This window comes from Priestia sp. P5_B4, assembly GCF_056400385.1.
Map to the genome: position 1 here is coordinate 19,278 of NZ_JBFULJ010000015.1, position 15,538 is coordinate 34,815.

The following is a 15,538-nucleotide window of genomic DNA, read 5'->3' on the forward strand; positions in this document are numbered from 1 at the left end:
TTATACGTAAACCTATACTATCATAAAGAAAAAGAGAGTTCCTTTTTAAACTGGAACTCTCTTTTTATATTAGTTAAATTATGCTGCTGCCTCYTCCTCTGTGTGATGCTTCTCTTTTCTGGCATTGATATAAAACATTATCAATGAAAGAGTGATGAAGATTGCTGCAAAGATTCCAAGTACGCCAGCCTGATGCCATACATAGCCGAAATCATCACCAATTGAGATGATTTCACGGAAACCGCGAATTGCATAGGTCATAGGCAAGTACGGATTAATTGCCTGGAAGAATTCCGGCACAAGTGCTTTAGGGAATGTACCTGCACTGCCGCCAATTTGAAGCAGCAGAATAATGAAGGCTAAATACTGCCCTACTTTTCCTAACCCTGTTGTTAAGAACAAGATAAGTGTAAAGAACGTCACACCTGTAATCATGGTAAAGATATAGAAGTGCCAAATGCTTGTTACGTTTAAATGCAAGCCCCATAGAAGAGCTGTAACAGCAATCGCTGCCTGCAGCATACCTACAATAGTGATGACACTAAACTTACTTAAGAACCACGAAATGCCTGATGTCGGTCGAATTGATGGCTCTTTCATTGGATATACCGCTGAGAACATTAACGTTCCCGCAAACAAGCCAATACATAAGATGTATGGAGCTAATCCGACACCGTACTTATCTACGTTGTTTTGTTTATCTGATTTTAAATCCGTTGGATTTGAAAACATGCTATATGTTTTATCATCCGCTTTAACATCTTTTGCATCTTTTGCACCATCTGCTAAAGATGAATGAAGCTCGCTTGTTCCATCTGATAATTTAGATGAACCATCATATAGTTTGGACGAACCATTTGTTAACTCTTTAGAACCATTTGCTAATTTGGTTGCCCCGTTTTCTAGCTGTGTTAAACCATTTGCTAGCGCTGCGCTTCCTTGTTCAGACTTCTTAAGTCCATCCACAATTTGCTGCTGCCCGTCAGCAAGCTTTCCAGCTCCTGTATGAGCGTCAGCAATACCGCTGTTTAATTCTGCAAATTTGCTGTTGAACTGCTTTTCTCCGTCTGCTAGTTTAACAGCACCGTTGTATAATTGAGTTTGGGCATTATATAATTTTGTCTGGCCATTGTACAGCTGACTTTGTCCATCAGCAATTTTATTAATAGCGCTTTGAATATCTTCTCCGCCTTTAGAGAGCTTTTGAAGCGCTGCTGATAACTCTTGCACTTTATCTACTTTTGCTTTTAGCTGCTCTGCTTTTTGCTGCTGTTCATCCATAAACTGCTGAGACGTGAGTTTTTTAATTCCTGCAATCAGCGTTTGTTTTTGCTCATCAGGAATGGACTCGTTGCTGTTAATGCTGTCAATGAGGGCTTGCTGCTGCTGTTCAAACTCTGCTTTTTTTGAATCAACCTGCTGTTTAATCTGTGTAATTTCCTGTTCCGCTTGATTAATTTGCTGCGTAACGCTGCTCACTTCAGCGTCCACTTGATTTAAGCCGCTTGTAAACTGTGGTAGTTTCCCTTGAAGTGTCTTTGTTCCTTCATTGAGCTGCTGTGTTGCTCCTTGCAGTTTTGCAGTTCCGTCTTGTAGTTGTCCTAATCCATTACTAAGCTTTCCCGCACCTGTTTCAAGTTCTTTAGAAGCCGCATAAAGCTGTCCGCTCCCACTTTCTAACTTTCCTAAACCGCTGTTTAGACTGCCTAAGTTTTCATTAATCTTATCCGCACCGTTTAGGAGCTTAGCTGCACCTGCATTTAAATCTGTTGCTCCTTTTCGTGCATCCGTTAACCCACTTGCCAATTTAGCTGTACCGTCTTCGAATGTAACCGTGCTGTCTGCTAATTTCTTCATGTTATCCCGCAGCGTTTTTGAGCCATTTTCGAGCTCTCCTGCACCGTCACTTGCTTTTTGAAGACCGTCCGCTACTTGCTTAAAGCTGTCAAATACCGTTTCAGCATACTGCTTTGTGACTGCTTCTTTAATCTGATCATTGATTTTAGCCACTGCATTTGAGCTAATTTGAGCGCCTGAATAGTTCTTTCCGGCATTTGTATGATAGATAAATTTCATTTTTTTAGGATCTTTATCCATTAATGTTGTTGCATTTTTGGAGAAATTCTTTGGAATTTCTAAAACTAAATAGTAGTCCTCATTTTTTAGGCCTTCTAACGCTTTTTCTTTGTTCGTAAATTTCCAGTCAAATTTATCATTTTTCTTTAAATCATCAACAAAATCACGACCGACATTCAATTTCTTTCCATCTAACGTAGCACCTTTATCTTCATTTACCACTGCAACTGGAATTTGATCTGTTTTTCCATATGGATCCCAGTAAGCAGATAAAAAGATGACATTATAAAGTAATGGAACAAATAACAATCCGCAAATCACAACAATAGTCATTGGTTTGGAAAAGATTTTTTTCCATTCTCCTTTAATCATATTCATGTTTTTTAGCCTCCAATAATCCTTACTTCCGCCTGACTGTTTGACCGAAAAACATTTTCGGTCATTAAGTTCTGATTAATGTTACCATATTCACAAGAATAAGGTCAATCGTTATTCTGTAATTAAAAGCTGATTTTAGCAGAAAGTTTAAAATCAGCTTTTTTAAGATAACGTTCATGCTATAGGCTTAAATCATTAACTTCATCCGCATCGTTTTTAACAAGTGCCCTTCAAATTCATCATCAAATTCATCCACGAGCTGGAAACCTTTTGATTGATAAAAAGCACGGCCTATTCCGTTTTCCCTTTCTACGTTAATGTAAACGATTTTTAATTCCTTCGAGCGCTTCATTCCTTTTTCTAACAATTGCGAACCGATTCCTTTTCCTTGATAAGCAGGAAGTATATAGATAGATCCTAGTTCTATTTCCCCTCTGTTTTGTAGTCGGAAAAAGTTAGCGTACCCTACGATTTTCTCATCAATAGTTGCCACATAAATGAACGAATTGCGCAAGCGCCACAGCAGCCTTTTATTGGAGTATGCTTCTGAAAGAAACCGATTCTGAACGCTTCTAGGAATAATCCCTTCATATGTATCATACCAGCTCATCTTTGCGACGTATTGAACAGACGTAATATCTTCTTTTCTCATTTTGCGAATGATTACCTCCACTCACATCCCTCCTGACAATTTGCTGCTAAAATCGTACATAATTTCACCTGAAAAATATAGTTATAAATATATATTTTTAATTGTAACGCTCTAGAAGCATTGATTGATTTTAGAACCTTATGTATAATCGAGATAGATACAAATTGAAAATGATTATCATTAACAGGAGTGCTGAATGATGAATTTAACTACCGTGAGTATTGGCGACAAAGTAAAAGTTAAAAACATTGAATTTTTAGATAGATCATTAGAACGCCGCCTTCTTTCTTTTGGAGTAAAAAAAGGCTGCGAACTATGCATGAAGCAAAAAACCATCTTAGGGGGACCTTGTATTATTGAATGTCAAGGTCAAATGATTAGCATCCGAAAACGCGATGCGGCTAAAATTGAGGTTGAGACAGCATGAGTACAATTGCACTTTTAGGAAATCCAAACACAGGAAAAACTTCTTTATTCAATATATTAACAGATTCCTATGAATACGTAGGAAATTGGAGCGGTGTAACCGTTGAAAAGAAAGTTGGGTCTATTAAAAAGCAAAACAGCCAGCTGGTTGATTTGCCGGGTGTGTATGATTTTACTCCTCTTTCTTCAGATGAAGCAGTGGTAACTAACTTTTTGTTAACCGGAGAATTTAACAGTATGCTGAATATTGTAGACGCTTCTCAGTTTGAAAGAAGCATGCACCTCACTATTCAAGCATTGGAATATGGAAAGCCATTAGTAATCGGCTTAAATATGATTGATGTAGCGGAAAAACGTGGATTAACTTTTCATTTAGAAAAACTTAGCAAATCATTACATATTCCGGTTTCTGCAATTATTGCCCGCAATGGAAAAGGAATTAATGAGCTTCTCTCCACTTTGAAGCAAGATTTAAAAGCCCCTTCATTTCAATTAAATTACGGGGAAACCGCTGAACAAGCAATTCATATGATTCAAACAAAAGCGGATGTCAGCAGATGGATTGCCATTCAATTTTTAGCGGAAAATAGCGTAATCGAATCAACATTAAAAGAAAAAACGAGTTACTCAGAGCTGCTTGAGCTTCGAAAAGCGGCTGCACAAAAATTAACCAAGCCGCTTAGCGAGCATTTCTTCGACGTGCGTACAGCATTTATTGAACGCATTTCCAGCGAGTGTATCATAAAGGGCAGCGAAACACCTCTAACCTTCACAGATCGAATCGATCGAATTGTGACGCATAAGTGGCTTGGTCTCCCTATTTTTCTTGGCTTAATGTATTTGATTTTTAATATTACGTTTACTTGGATTGGCGTTCCTCTTTCTGATAAACTGGACGGTTTTTTTGGCGGAACGCTTAGTAAAGGCGCTGATTCTCTTCTAAATGCAGCTGGTGCCGCTCCATTTATTCATGATTTAATTGTGGACGGCATCATCGCAGGCGTAGGCGGCGTACTAGTATTTGTACCACAAATTTTTGTCCTGTTCTTTTTCATTTCCCTGCTTGAAGATTCAGGATACATGGCTCGAATTGCTGTAGTAATGGATCGTATCATGGAATTTTTCGGTTTGAACGGAAAAGCATTTATTCCGATGATTATTAGCTTTGGATGTAACGTACCAGGGATCATGGCCGCGCGTACAATTGAACAGCGAAAAGAGCGCCTTATGACCATTTTAGTAAATCCATTTATGAGCTGCTCAGCACGCCTTCCTGTATACGCTTTGTTTGTAGGTGCGTTTTTTGTACAAAACGGAGCAGCTGTGGTGTTTTCTATGTACTTGCTTGGCATTATTTTAGCACTTGTTGTAACGAAAATTTTATCAGTAACGCTTCTTAAAGACGAACAATCAACTTTCATTGTTGAACTTCCTCCTTACCGCGTACCTCAAGCCAAGACTCTTTGGAGAAGCACGTGGGAAAAAGGCCGAAATTTCGTCCGAAAAGCAGGTACGGTTATTTTAGCTGGCTCTGTATTTATCTGGCTATCATCTTACGCTGGCCCTGGCGGTTTTGGAGTAGATATGGAAAATAGCTTTATGGCTATTATTGGAGGTGCTATCGCTCCGCTATTTATACCTTTAGGTTTTGCGACATGGCAAGCTGTAGCATCACTGATTACAGGCTTCCTAGCAAAAGAAGTGGTTGTTTCGACTATGAGCATCATTTATAAAGTACAAGAAGGACAGCTTGGCGACACAATGAAGACATTCTTTACACCGCTAACAGCCTATACGTTTATGGTGTTTGTTCTTCTTTATGTTCCGTGTCTAGCAACCGTCGCTGTTATTCGACGAGAAACCGGCTCATTGAAATGGACAGCATTTGCTGTGGCCTACCCTTTGGTTGTCGCTTATCTCGTAGCTTTGCTTGTACACACTATTGGAAAAGTACTTGGTTTTTCTTAAAAGGAGTGAATAACATTGATTATTAACATTTTAATTGGGGTTTTGATATTTGGATATGCCCTTTATCATATGACAAAATTCTTCCGCAAGAGTACTCAGGGAAAATGTGCAAGCTGCGCACAGCAATCTTCTTGTGCAACGGATGATTGCGGTATTGACTGGGATAAAACGATTCAAAAGGCTCAAAATCAATCATCTTAATACATTAAAAAAGCATCCTGATAGATGGGATGCTTTTTTAATGTTACGCAACTAGTTTTAAAATGAGATGAGAAAGGACTTCCTTTTCCTCTTCACTGCTGACTTTCCATAACTCATGAAGGACTTTTTCTTCTCGGTTTCGAGGCTCCTCATTTTTGGCTAAATAGCTAGCCACTTTTTTTGTAGCGGCCGTTAATTGTTCCTCACTTAACCCGAGCTTTTTACCGACATGAACTTTTTGACTTAAATAATCGGTAAACGTATCAAAGTTCTGCAAAATTGCTTCTTTTTTCTCCGTCCCTAAATTATCTGCCGTTTCTTCAATTTTATTCATGTCTTTTGTAGTTCCTTCATTCATTTGACTCACAGTTAACATCTCCCTTTTAGTGAATAGACTGGTATGTTCTTTCACGCTCAGCTTCTGGTTTTTCGTCTGGCGTCATCTTTTCCTTACTTATTTCAGAAGTTGCATCTTTCACTTTTTCACCAATTTGCTGTAAATCACTTTTAGCATCTTCTACCGTCGATTTTGCATCATGCGTAACGCTTTTCACATCTTCTGCTTGCTTAAAGAAATCTTCATTTACACGCTCGTACAAATGTTTAGCATCATTAATTGCATCTTTTAAAAGATTCGATGCGTTTTTCATTTGCTGCACCATTTTTTCTTTTGTTTCTTGAGGGTTCTCTTTTACTTGATTAATCATGTTTGCAGAAGAGTCCTTTAATGTAACGGCTCTTCTTTTAACAGATGAGCGAGTTTTATTATCAAGTAATGTTATACATCCACCCACAACTGCCCCGACAACAACACCTTTTACTAGCTTGCTGCTGCAGCTTTTTCCAGTGCTAACAGCAGTAGTGCTATTAGCTGTCTGTGGATTGTTATTGATTCCTACGTCGTTATTAATGCCTGCACTGTTGCTTAAAGCAGGGTTTTGTAATTCAGATCGGCTTCTTTCCATTTTTACTGCCTCCTTTAGCATTGTTATTGAGTGATTTCCCATCTTTTTTTATATTTAAACAATTGAACACAAAAAACATGACTAAAGGCCACCTTTTAGCTCCCACTAGTCAAGAATAACTATGTAATAAAAAAGCTCCCCTTTTTTAACGGAAAAGCGCAAGCCGGATTTTTGTAAAAGGATTGTCAGCACCGGTATAATAAGAAGTACTTTAAAATAAATTTTATACTATTGGTCATAGGGGTGAAGCAATTGAGCCAGCTTAATAAGGAATTTAACTGTGAAAAAGAATTAACGCTTGCTATTATCGGTGGAAAATGGAAGATGCTGATACTATGGCACTTAGGACGTGAAGGAACAAAACGGTTCGGGGAACTAAAATCGCTTATTCCTGATATTACGCCGCGCATGCTGGTTAACCAGCTGCGGGAACTGGAAGAAGATTTAATTGTTAACCGTAAAGTTTATCCTGTTGTACCACCTAAAGTCGAATACTCACTTACAAAAGAAGGAGAAAGTTTAATGCCCATTTTGACAGCCATGTATGATTGGGGTAAAAATTACCGTGATACAGTGCTGCCCAATCAAGAACAAAAGGCGGAAACGTTAATTAAATGATGGAAACTACTCCTTCTATTCCATAGTTTTTATTTTTTATGCGGATGATGTTACTCAACATCATCCGCATTTTTAATGAAGATTAAGCGGTTACAAGACTGATATGTCCATTAGTATACTTCTGTATACTATCATTCCCCACACTATTTGTGGGAAAAGTGCGTACTTTTAAGAACCTCAAACTGGGGGTACAATAACTACACCAGCTGCTTTATATATAAAAAAGCACAAAAGGTATTTATACATTTCTGTAAGGAGTGGAGTAGAATGGAATTACAATTAGCATTAGATCTTGTTAATATCTCTCAAGCAAAAGAGGTAGTAAAAGAAGTTGAAGAACATATTGATATCGTGGAAATCGGTACGCCCGTTGTAATCAATGAAGGGCTTCGCGCCGTTAAAGAAATTAAAGAAGCATTTCCTAATTTAAAAGTATTAGCTGACCTAAAAATTATGGATGCAGCTGGCTATGAAGTACAGCAAGCTTCTCAAGCTGGAGCAGACATCATTACCATCTTAGGTGTTGCTGAAGATATGTCAATCAAAGGTGCAGTTGAAGAAGCCAAAAAACAAGGTAAAAAAATTCTTGTCGATATGATTGGGGTAAAAGATATTAAAGGACGCGCAAAAGAGCTAGACGAATTTGGCGTTGACTATATCTGTGTACACACAGGATACGATCTTCAAGCAGTTGGCCAAAACTCTTTTGAAGATTTAGTAACAATCAAAAGCGTTGTAAAAAATGCAAAAACAGCCGTTGCTGGCGGCATTAAATTAGAATCTTTACCTGAAGTAGTAAAAGCACAGCCTGATCTTGTTATCGTTGGCGGAGGAATCACGAGCCAAGACGATAAAAAATCAGTTGCTTCTCAAATGAAAGAGCTTATTACAAATTAAGGAGCTTTCTATGCAGACGAGCGAACATTTAAAAACAGTTATGAATGAGCTTTTACAAACAACAGCTCTAATCGCTGATGATGAAGCTGAGCAGCTTGTAAATGGCATCATCTCATCTAAAAAAGTGTTTGTCACTGGAGCAGGCCGTTCAGGTCTTATGGGCAAGTCGTTTGCTATGCGTATGATGCATATGGGCATTGATGCTTATGTCATTGGAGAAACCGTGACGTCCACTTTCACGCAGGATGATTTATTAATCATCGGATCAGGTTCTGGCGAGACGAAGAGCTTGATTCCTATCGCTCAAAAAGCAAAAGAACTTGGAGGAAAAGTTGGAGTAGTCACAATTTCTCCCGACTCCACGCTTGGCAAGCTGGCTGACTTTATCGTGAAGCTGCCTGGTGCTCCTAAGGATCAAGAACAAAGCAGTTATCAAACAGTACAGCCTATGGCATCATTGTTTGAACAAACGCTTCTTCTCTTTTACGATGCGCTGATTCTTCGCTTCATGGAGAAGAAAGAACTTGATACTCATACAATGTACGGAAAGCATGCAAATTTAGAATAAAAAAAGGTCTTGCTCTAGGCAAGACCTTTTTTGTTTTGAAACTTTCTATTTCACCAAATATTTATTTATCGCATAACTAAATGTACTTTATCATTAACTTTTTTTCAAAAAACCTATTCGAATTTTGTTGCATCTCCATAAAAGGGCTGCTCTGCAACTTTAATCGAGTCTGTTGGGCATCCTTCATACGCTTCCACCATCTCATCTTGCTGATGTTCAGGAACTTCTTTTATTCCTTCGTTGTTATCTAACACCGCATAAGCAAGACCTTCTGAATCATAATCATAAAGATCTGGTGCGCTCCCTCCACATGCTCCGCAAGCAATACATGTTTCCTTATCTACCATCGTAAAAGCCATAAAAAAACCTCCTTTACCTTTTCACTTTCTCTTTCAGAAAGTTACGTTCAGTATAAGAAGGTTTTTTTAAATTCGTCTTAAATTATTTACTTAGATTCTCCGATATTCTCAAACATTTCATCTACATTTGGCTTTTTCTTAATTAATCCTGACTCTTTTAACCAGTCCACATTTGACTGCCATGATTCTTTCGTTTGACTGCCAAATCCGTGTTCAGACTTCATTTTCGGAAGTAAAATATTTAAACTTTTTGTTTCCACGTCTTTTTCAAGAGGGAAGTTTGATTTATCTTGGTTATCTAATAGAATTTGAAGTGATTCTTTTGGATGCTTCTCTGTGTACTCATATCCTTTTGTCGCAGCACGCCAAAACGCTTTAATCGTATCAGAATCTTTTGCCCATGTTTGATCCCCAGTAACTGCCACTAGCTCATAGTAAGATGGTACGCCGTAATCCGAAGGATCAATGTCAACCGTTTTGTATCCTTTTTTGTGAAGCAATGGTACTTCATGATTAATATATGCCCCTATTACGGCATCTACTTTTTTACTAATCAGCGATGAATTTAACTCAAATCCTACGTCTACTAGTTTGACTTTATTCGGATCTCCTCCATCGCTTTTCACCATTTTCTTTAGAACAGATTCACTTAATGGTGTTCCGCTGTAGCCTACTACTTTTCCTTCTAAATCTTTAGGACGCTTAATACCGCTATCTTTCAGCGCCACAACTCGGTTCAACGGAGACCTTACGATTGCTCCTACCGACTTTACCGGCACATCTTCATTTGCTCGTGCCATTGCTACATCAGGCTGATAATAAAGGCCGAGCGTAACTTTCCCAGCAGCTGCTAAATTAAGCGAGTCTGTTGGATTAGCAGGAAACTGTACTTTTACATTCAGCCCTTCTTTTTTGAAATATCCTTTTTCTTGTGCAGCGTAAATGAAGCTGTGCACTGCATTTGGATACCAATCAAGCATAATTGTAACGTCTTTTAATTTTTTACTGTCACCAGCTTTATTTTCCTTGTTCTGACCACAAGCAGCGAGCATCAAAACAAGCATCAGGCTTAAGCCAATTACAAACCATTTTTTCATTCTGTTTTCCTCCACTTTAATGAACGTTTTTCAAAACCTACTACAATAATAAAGAATAAAATACCAAGMGCGGATAAAATTACAATTGGTGCAAATACACCAGCTGCATCAAACTGTGTCATCATACGACGACTGAAATATCCTAAGCCTGCTTGTGCACCTAACCATTCGCCAATGGCAGCACCTATTATACTAAAGGTAACCGCTACTTTGAGCCCTGAATAAAAATGAGGCAGTGCAGAAGGAATGTTCAACTTAAAGAAAATATCTTTTTTTGTTGCTCCCATCGTTAACATGAGTTCTTTTAACTCTTTGTTYGTGGAACGAAGCCCGTCAAACGTGCTAACGGTAATGGGAAAAAACGTAATTAATACGGTCACAATCACTTTGCTCCAAATGGAGTAGCCAAACCAGAGAACAAATACAGGAGCAATGGCAATGGTCGGAATCATTTGTGACGCAATAATAAGCGGATAGAAAGCACGCTCAATAAGCGAGCTCCAATTCATCCACACGGCCAGCAGAACCCCTAGCACAACGGATATAACTAGCCCAATTACGACAATAGATAACGTAGCTGGTAAATGCTTAAACAATAAATCCATTCGCAAATCCCAAAGCTTCGTTAAAATACCGGTGGGCGTTGGTAAAATAAACGGATAGTTTACAATGCGTGCTCCAATTTCCCAAGCAACCAGTAAAATGACTACTAATATCACTGAAGCTCCGTACTTTTTCATGTGTTCACCTTCGATCTAAGCTGTTCAATTAAATAATCTTTTACGTCAAGCACACGCTGTTGATTCAAATCTTTTTGCGTTCGAGGTCTGCTAAGCGGCACTTGAATCTCTTCAAGATGACTTACCGGCTTGTCTGAAAAGATAAAAATACGATCTGATAAAAAAAGCGCTTCGTTTACGTCATGAGTGATAAATAAGATGGTGTGCTTACGCTTTTGCCATTGTTCAAGCAGCCATTCTTGCATCGACAAACGCGTAATGGCATCAAGCGCACTGAAAGGCTCATCTAAAAGCAGTACGTTAGAACCGCTTAATACCGTTCGCAGAAAAGAAACACGCTGCTTCATCCCTCCAGATAAATCACTTGGAAAACGATTTTCATACCCTTTTAAACCAAACTCTTCGAGCAGCTGAGATACTTGCCTATGAGCACTTGCTTTTGACACATTGTGAAGCTCAAGCGGCAGCGCTGCATTGTCTAAAATCGTGCGCCACGGAAGAAGCAAATCTTGCTGCGGCATGTAGCCTACTTTTCCAAGCCGCTTTTCATAAGACTGTCCGTTAATCACGATATCGCCTTCACTCTGCTGTTCAAGACCTGTAATGAGACGAAACAACGTACTTTTCCCAGAACCGCTCGCTCCAACGATACTGACAAACTCGCCTTCTTTCACGTCTAAGTTTAATGATGTTAAAATCGGTTGATCACCATTTTTGTACGTAAAACTGACGTTTTGAAAAGATAACACAGACTTATTCATGAATTGGCCACATCGCTTCGTTATAAGCCATATCCCAGAACATATACTCAAAACGCGTTGTATTTAAGAAAATTTCTTCGAGCTTTTCTAACTCCGCTTCTGATTTGTCTTCAGTAAGTGAGTCGAATAAATTAATACACCATGTCGCTAGTTCTCCAAATTCTTCTGAGCTATACATTTCAATCCACTCACGATAAAACTCATTGTTAGCTCCAGGCTTTTCACTGAGTTCTTTTCCTATTTCCCAATAGCTCCACATACAAGGCAAAAGAGCCGCCACTAATTCAGCTAATGTTCCGCTTTGACCAACGTGCAGCATATAGTGTGTGTATGCAAGCGTTGTAGGAGATGGCTGCGCTTTTTCTAATTCTTTTTCGCTGATTTCAAATTTCTTGGCATACTCACGGTGCAGGCTCATTTCTTCGTTTAATGTAGAATCCAAAAGTGCAGCAAATTTCCCCATCGTTTGAACATCGGTAGCTTTCATGGCTCCAATCGCAAATAATTTAGCATAATCAATTAGGTAAAGGTAATCTTGAATCATGTAAAAGCGAAACTTCTTCTTTTCAAGCGTTCCGTCTCCCATTCCCTGTACAAAGGGATGATTATGATTTTGACGCCAAATAGGCTGCAGCTTTTCGTATAATCGTTCACTAAATTTCATGATGATCACTCCTTATGCGTATGCAGCCACGTATAAATGAACTGCACCATCACTTTTGTATATTGAATAAGCTGATTCATATCTAATTGTTCATTCACAGCATGTGCATTTGCTAAATTTCCCGGACCATAAATAGCTGCCGGAATTCCCGCATCAGCTAGCCAACCGCCATCTGTTACGCTAGTTGACACATCGATTGGGGGCTTTTTCCCTTCAATTTGTTCATGAGTATTTGCAAGCAGCTGTACTCCAGCGTGATTTTCATCAATTTCTAATGACGGGAAGATTTCTCCTCTGTCTTCAATCATTGATGTGCCTCCCCATTCAAAGGTTGGCAGGTTATCTTTTAACCATGGATCTGCTTTTGCAATAGCTAAAATGTATTCTTCCACTTCTTTTGATACTTGGTCGTATGATTCATTGGGATAATAGTGAACGGTGATCCACAGCCTGCATTCATCTGCAATAAACGCAGCATGCCTTCCYCCTTCGATTACTGCTGGATTAATCGTATTTGTTCCCGGCAAAAATCCTGGATAGCTTTTTGTAACAGCCCAGTGGCGCTCCAATTCTTGCAGCCCTCCGATCACTTTTGCCATCTTCTCAATAGCACTCGCAGCTAACAGACCTCCTCCAGCATGAATCATACTTCGGCGTGTACCGTCATGATAGGTTTTACTGCTTTTTATCGTAATCCATCCCGTGATCACTCCGCCTTGACCTTGAATATGTAAATCACTCGTATCAGCAACAAGCGCAAAGTCAGCTGTATATCCTTTCTGACAGCATTGCAGCGTACCTGCCTCTCCCACTTCTTCTCCTACAACGGATTCAAAAATCAAGTCTCCCGGCAGTTCGATTCCTGCTTCTGTTAAAAGCTGGACTGCAAATAATGCTCCTGCCAAGCCGCCTTTCATATCAGCAACTCCGCGTCCGATTATCATGTTGTCTTTTACCACAGCTTCAAACGGATTTGTCTCCCACTTTTCATTTTCTTGTACCTCAGCTACATCCATATGCCCGTTAATAATTAAGCTTTGATAGTCAGCTGATTTTTTCCCTTTTAACGTGCCCACTACAATAGGATCGTTGCAATATAAATCCCACATATCGATGGAAAAACCGCAGTTTTTAAGGAAATCTGCTACGTAACGCTGCGCTTCATGAGAATTTCGTGCAGGAGGCGCCGGCGTTTTATATGAAACAAGCGTTTTTACTAACTGGATTAGCTCCCCTTTGCGCTCCTCTACCTGTTTGACAATCAAATCAATTGTTTCTTCCATGTATGACACCTTCCTTTACGCATAAAAAAACACTTCTTTCGCAGGAAAGAAGTGTTTTTGTTTATATACAAAAAATTATTATAACGAGTTCGTAAGGAAATACCATACAAAACATCCATTACAATACCTCTTTCCTACGCTAGTATTACCTAGTTCAGGTTATAAGGGTTAAGACTTCTCGTCTCTCTCAGCTTAGAAAGCACCCCTAGTGGCGTTGTATCTCTATAAAATTAAACGATTATCATATGTTTACCTGTAATAGTTTTATCATAGTAAAGCGTTTTATTCAATAGAAAGGTTCATGATTCAGCAATGAAAATAGTTTCCTTTTTAGTAAAATAAAAAGCACACACCTTTTTTAAGCAGTGTGTGCTCTTTACTTTTATAAGCTTACTAGTTAGCGGCTTTTTAAAAAATACGCGTTTTTTCCATTTAGACAGTGACAAGCTCAAGTTTTTGCCCCGGTCTCACTAACGAAAGCAGCTCATGATCTTCTTCTATTACATACCCAATCACATTCACATTAGCATTTGCAGGCAAATTCGTTTTAGCTATTTGAACCTCTCCTCTGTAACGTCCGTAGCCATCATTGTCCATTGTAATTGCTCCCATTCTGCGCTCTACTGTATGAAATGGCGGTACTGGTTTTACAGATCGAGTATCAACTAAACGCAGAACGTCTTTTGATACATCCGGACGCACGCTGTACGTTCCCTCTATATGAGGTGAACGAATGCGCAGCGGAATAATACGGCTTTCTTGATATTGAACCAAACGCTTTAATAAACTTGAACCGGCGCATGGATCTCCAATATAAACCTCTGCTACTCCGCATCCGTATAAATCTACTGCAGAGGTAAAAGGACATCTATTACGGTCTTTTTCTCTAGTAGGAAGACCTTGATAAATAGGGCCTCTTTTTTCGTCTTCTCCAGGAATATAAGCGCAGACTGGAATACGAAGTTCATTAAATAAATCTGTCTGCTGTTGAAAAAACGTTTCTTCAAGCCCTGTTTCAGGCCGCGGATAAAAATTATGCCATGCAAGCAGCTGATGATGATGAAGACCTGCAGATAAGAGTGCTTCAATTTCTTGTTTGGATAACGTACTTGCATTAACAGCAATATAAAATTCATTCGCAAGCGAAAGAGCTTCTTCTGCGCTAAAGCCATCGTCTAGTCTAATACCAGATACGCCAAGTGAAGATAGCGACATAAGGCTTTCAATACCTAAATGAACTGGCGTATGCTTAGATACGTCTGCATACACGCTTATTCCACAATCTCTAGCCACATGAAGCAATTCTTTTGCCCGTTCAGCCAAATCCCCTTTTTCTTCTGGAATGTGAAGCGAAGTGAATGCACGTGTAACGCCGCACTCACTCGCTTCTATTAATTTTTCGGGGGCATCACTATCATTTAAATAAAACGAAATACCGATCATTCAAACTCCCTCGCCATTTCATCGTTAAATCCAAAGAAATAGGTACAAACAAAGCCTGCTGCATAAGCAACAACTAATCCAAGTAAATAAAGAAAAATTTGATGCGCATGAACTAAAAACGTAAGCGGTAAACCTGATACCCCCACCGCTACAGTTGCAATATGAAAGTGTGCCTGAAACRCTCCGCCGATTCCAGCTCCGAGACAAGCGGTTAAGAATGGACGCCCTAAAGGAAGTGTGACTCCAAAAATAAGCGGCTCTCCGATTCCAAGCAGCCCTGAAGGAAGAGCGCCTCCAATTGCTCGCTTTAAACGTTTTTTCTTCGTTTTGATATAAATAGCAAAAGCAGCACCTACCTGACCGGCTCCGCCCATTGCTAGTATAGGAAGAAGCGGATCATCTCCAATTGAATTGATAAGCTCTAAATGAACAGGAGTAAGAC

At 39.2% G+C, this 15,538-nt stretch carries 18 protein-coding genes and 1 riboswitch; of the genes, 6 read left to right on the forward strand and 12 right to left on the reverse strand.

Translation table 11 applies throughout. The annotated features are described in order from the left end of the window. Positions 1 to 78: 78 nt before the first annotated feature. Positions 79 to 2,454 (reverse strand): YhgE/Pip domain-containing protein, encoded by a 2,376-nt coding sequence (locus AC1DRF_RS03730; RefSeq protein WP_322551755.1) that lies wholly within the window; start codon positions 2,452 to 2,454, stop codon positions 79 to 81. A 187-nt stretch (positions 2,455 to 2,641) separates the two neighbouring features. Next, positions 2,642 to 3,127, reverse strand: coding sequence for a GNAT family N-acetyltransferase (locus tag AC1DRF_RS03735; RefSeq protein WP_078081507.1), 486 nt, complete (start codon positions 3,125 to 3,127; stop codon positions 2,642 to 2,644). A 178-nt stretch (positions 3,128 to 3,305) separates the two neighbouring features. On the opposite strand from AC1DRF_RS03735, the gene AC1DRF_RS03740 reads away from it, so the two are divergent. The 3 genes from AC1DRF_RS03740 to AC1DRF_RS03750 are packed head-to-tail and all read left to right on the forward strand — an operon-like array spanning position 3,306 to position 5,701. Then, entirely contained in the window at positions 3,306 to 3,533 is a 228-nt protein-coding gene (locus AC1DRF_RS03740) for a FeoA family protein (protein WP_025749730.1), read from the forward strand. Continuing rightward, positions 3,530 to 5,500 carry a ferrous iron transport protein B gene (gene feoB / locus AC1DRF_RS03745; protein WP_340447657.1) on the forward strand — a complete coding sequence of 657 codons (1,971 nt, stop codon included), beginning with the start codon at positions 3,530 to 3,532 and terminating at the stop codon, positions 5,498 to 5,500. The genes AC1DRF_RS03740 and feoB overlap by 4 nt, the downstream gene beginning before the upstream one ends. 15 nt (positions 5,501 to 5,515) lie before the next feature. Then, positions 5,516 to 5,701, forward strand: a complete 186-nt coding sequence (locus AC1DRF_RS03750; RefSeq protein WP_221840735.1) for a FeoB-associated Cys-rich membrane protein — start codon at positions 5,516 to 5,518, stop codon at positions 5,699 to 5,701. 43 nt (positions 5,702 to 5,744) lie between these two features. Here AC1DRF_RS03750 and AC1DRF_RS03755 read toward each other — a convergent pair whose 3' ends face one another. Together AC1DRF_RS03755 and AC1DRF_RS03760 are read right to left on the reverse strand one after the other, a co-directional pair. Next, the gene (locus AC1DRF_RS03755; protein ID WP_013055602.1) at positions 5,745 to 6,068 is read right to left on the reverse strand and encodes a DUF3243 domain-containing protein; all 324 of its coding nucleotides are present in this window, start codon (positions 6,066 to 6,068) and stop codon (positions 5,745 to 5,747) included. Between the two features lie 16 nt (positions 6,069 to 6,084). After that, entirely contained in the window at positions 6,085 to 6,666 is a 582-nt protein-coding gene (locus AC1DRF_RS03760; RefSeq protein ID WP_043980198.1) for a hypothetical protein, read from the reverse strand. Between the two features lie 252 nt (positions 6,667 to 6,918). Here AC1DRF_RS03760 and hxlR point away from each other — a divergent pair, with 252 nt between their 5' ends. The 3 genes from hxlR to hxlB all read left to right on the forward strand — a co-directional run bounded on the left by hxlR (position 6,919) and on the right by hxlB (position 8,749). Then, entirely contained in the window at positions 6,919 to 7,284 is a 366-nt protein-coding gene (hxlR, locus tag AC1DRF_RS03765) for a transcriptional activator HxlR (protein ID WP_230183649.1), read from the forward strand. Between the two features lie 267 nt (positions 7,285 to 7,551). Further along, a complete protein-coding gene (gene hxlA / locus AC1DRF_RS03770; protein WP_013055599.1) occupies positions 7,552 to 8,181 on the forward strand; it encodes a 3-hexulose-6-phosphate synthase in 630 nt (209 codons plus the stop codon). Between the two features lie 10 nt (positions 8,182 to 8,191). Then, on the forward strand, positions 8,192 to 8,749 hold the full coding sequence (gene hxlB, locus AC1DRF_RS03775; RefSeq protein ID WP_013055598.1) for a 6-phospho-3-hexuloisomerase: 558 nt from the start codon (positions 8,192 to 8,194) through the stop codon (positions 8,747 to 8,749). Between the two features lie 113 nt (positions 8,750 to 8,862). Here hxlB and AC1DRF_RS03780 read toward each other — a convergent pair whose 3' ends face one another. From AC1DRF_RS03780 to AC1DRF_RS03815, 8 genes are all read right to left on the reverse strand, one after another. After that, positions 8,863 to 9,108 carry a ferredoxin gene (locus AC1DRF_RS03780; protein ID WP_221840734.1) on the reverse strand — a complete coding sequence of 82 codons (246 nt, stop codon included), beginning with the start codon at positions 9,106 to 9,108 and terminating at the stop codon, positions 8,863 to 8,865. An 86-nt stretch (positions 9,109 to 9,194) separates the two neighbouring features. After that, positions 9,195 to 10,205, reverse strand: coding sequence for an ABC transporter substrate-binding protein (locus AC1DRF_RS03785; RefSeq protein WP_016763180.1), 1,011 nt, complete (start codon positions 10,203 to 10,205; stop codon positions 9,195 to 9,197). Then, a complete protein-coding gene (locus tag AC1DRF_RS03790) occupies positions 10,202 to 10,945 on the reverse strand; it encodes an ABC transporter permease (protein WP_097824237.1) in 744 nt (247 codons plus the stop codon). Before AC1DRF_RS03790 ends, AC1DRF_RS03785 begins: the two co-directional genes overlap by 4 nt. Further along, entirely contained in the window at positions 10,942 to 11,706 is a 765-nt protein-coding gene (locus AC1DRF_RS03795) for an ABC transporter ATP-binding protein (RefSeq protein ID WP_013081911.1), read from the reverse strand. Before AC1DRF_RS03795 ends, AC1DRF_RS03790 begins: the two co-directional genes overlap by 4 nt. Then, complete coding sequence (tenA, locus tag AC1DRF_RS03800; protein ID WP_221840733.1) at positions 11,699 to 12,370, reverse strand: thiaminase II; 672 nt, start codon at positions 12,368 to 12,370, stop codon at positions 11,699 to 11,701. Before tenA ends, AC1DRF_RS03795 begins: the two co-directional genes overlap by 8 nt. A gap of 5 nt (positions 12,371 to 12,375) precedes the next feature. Then, the gene (locus tag AC1DRF_RS03805) at positions 12,376 to 13,653 is read right to left on the reverse strand and encodes an acetylornithine deacetylase (protein ID WP_318331008.1); all 1,278 of its coding nucleotides are present in this window, start codon (positions 13,651 to 13,653) and stop codon (positions 12,376 to 12,378) included. 114 nt (positions 13,654 to 13,767) lie between these two features. After that, a riboswitch (TPP riboswitch) is annotated at positions 13,768 to 13,870 on the reverse strand. 215 nt (positions 13,871 to 14,085) lie between these two features. Then, positions 14,086 to 15,096, reverse strand: a complete 1,011-nt coding sequence (locus AC1DRF_RS03810; RefSeq protein WP_427075641.1) for a MupG family TIM beta-alpha barrel fold protein — start codon at positions 15,094 to 15,096, stop codon at positions 14,086 to 14,088. Beyond that, the coding region (locus tag AC1DRF_RS03815) for a PTS transporter subunit EIIC (protein WP_477740350.1) at positions 15,093 to 15,538 on the reverse strand (446 nt) is incomplete at its 5' end. The genes AC1DRF_RS03810 and AC1DRF_RS03815, both read right to left, overlap by 4 nt.

What these genes read in the sequence shown, in the direction of transcription:
- AC1DRF_RS03785 (WP_016763180.1), bottom strand. Translation starts at nt 10,205, where the DNA reads ATGAAAAAATGGTTTGTAATTGGCTTAAGCCTGATGCTTGTTTTGATG.
- tenA (WP_221840733.1), bottom strand. Translation starts at nt 12,370, where the DNA reads ATGAAATTTAGTGAACGATTATACGAAAAGCTGCAGCCTATTTGGCGT.
- AC1DRF_RS03760 (WP_043980198.1), bottom strand. Translation starts at nt 6,666, where the DNA reads ATGGAAAGAAGCCGATCTGAATTACAAAACCCTGCTTTAAGCAACAGT.
- AC1DRF_RS03740 (WP_025749730.1), top strand. Translation starts at nt 3,306, where the DNA reads ATGAATTTAACTACCGTGAGTATTGGCGACAAAGTAAAAGTTAAAAAC.
- AC1DRF_RS03780 (WP_221840734.1), bottom strand. Translation starts at nt 9,108, where the DNA reads ATGGCTTTTACGATGGTAGATAAGGAAACATGTATTGCTTGCGGAGCA.
- hxlB (WP_013055598.1), top strand. Translation starts at nt 8,192, where the DNA reads ATGCAGACGAGCGAACATTTAAAAACAGTTATGAATGAGCTTTTACAA.
- AC1DRF_RS03810 (WP_427075641.1), bottom strand. Translation starts at nt 15,096, where the DNA reads ATGATCGGTATTTCGTTTTATTTAAATGATAGTGATGCCCCCGAAAAA.
- AC1DRF_RS03795 (WP_013081911.1), bottom strand. Translation starts at nt 11,706, where the DNA reads ATGAATAAGTCTGTGTTATCTTTTCAAAACGTCAGTTTTACGTACAAA.
- hxlA (WP_013055599.1), top strand. Translation starts at nt 7,552, where the DNA reads ATGGAATTACAATTAGCATTAGATCTTGTTAATATCTCTCAAGCAAAA.
- feoB (WP_340447657.1), top strand. Translation starts at nt 3,530, where the DNA reads ATGAGTACAATTGCACTTTTAGGAAATCCAAACACAGGAAAAACTTCT.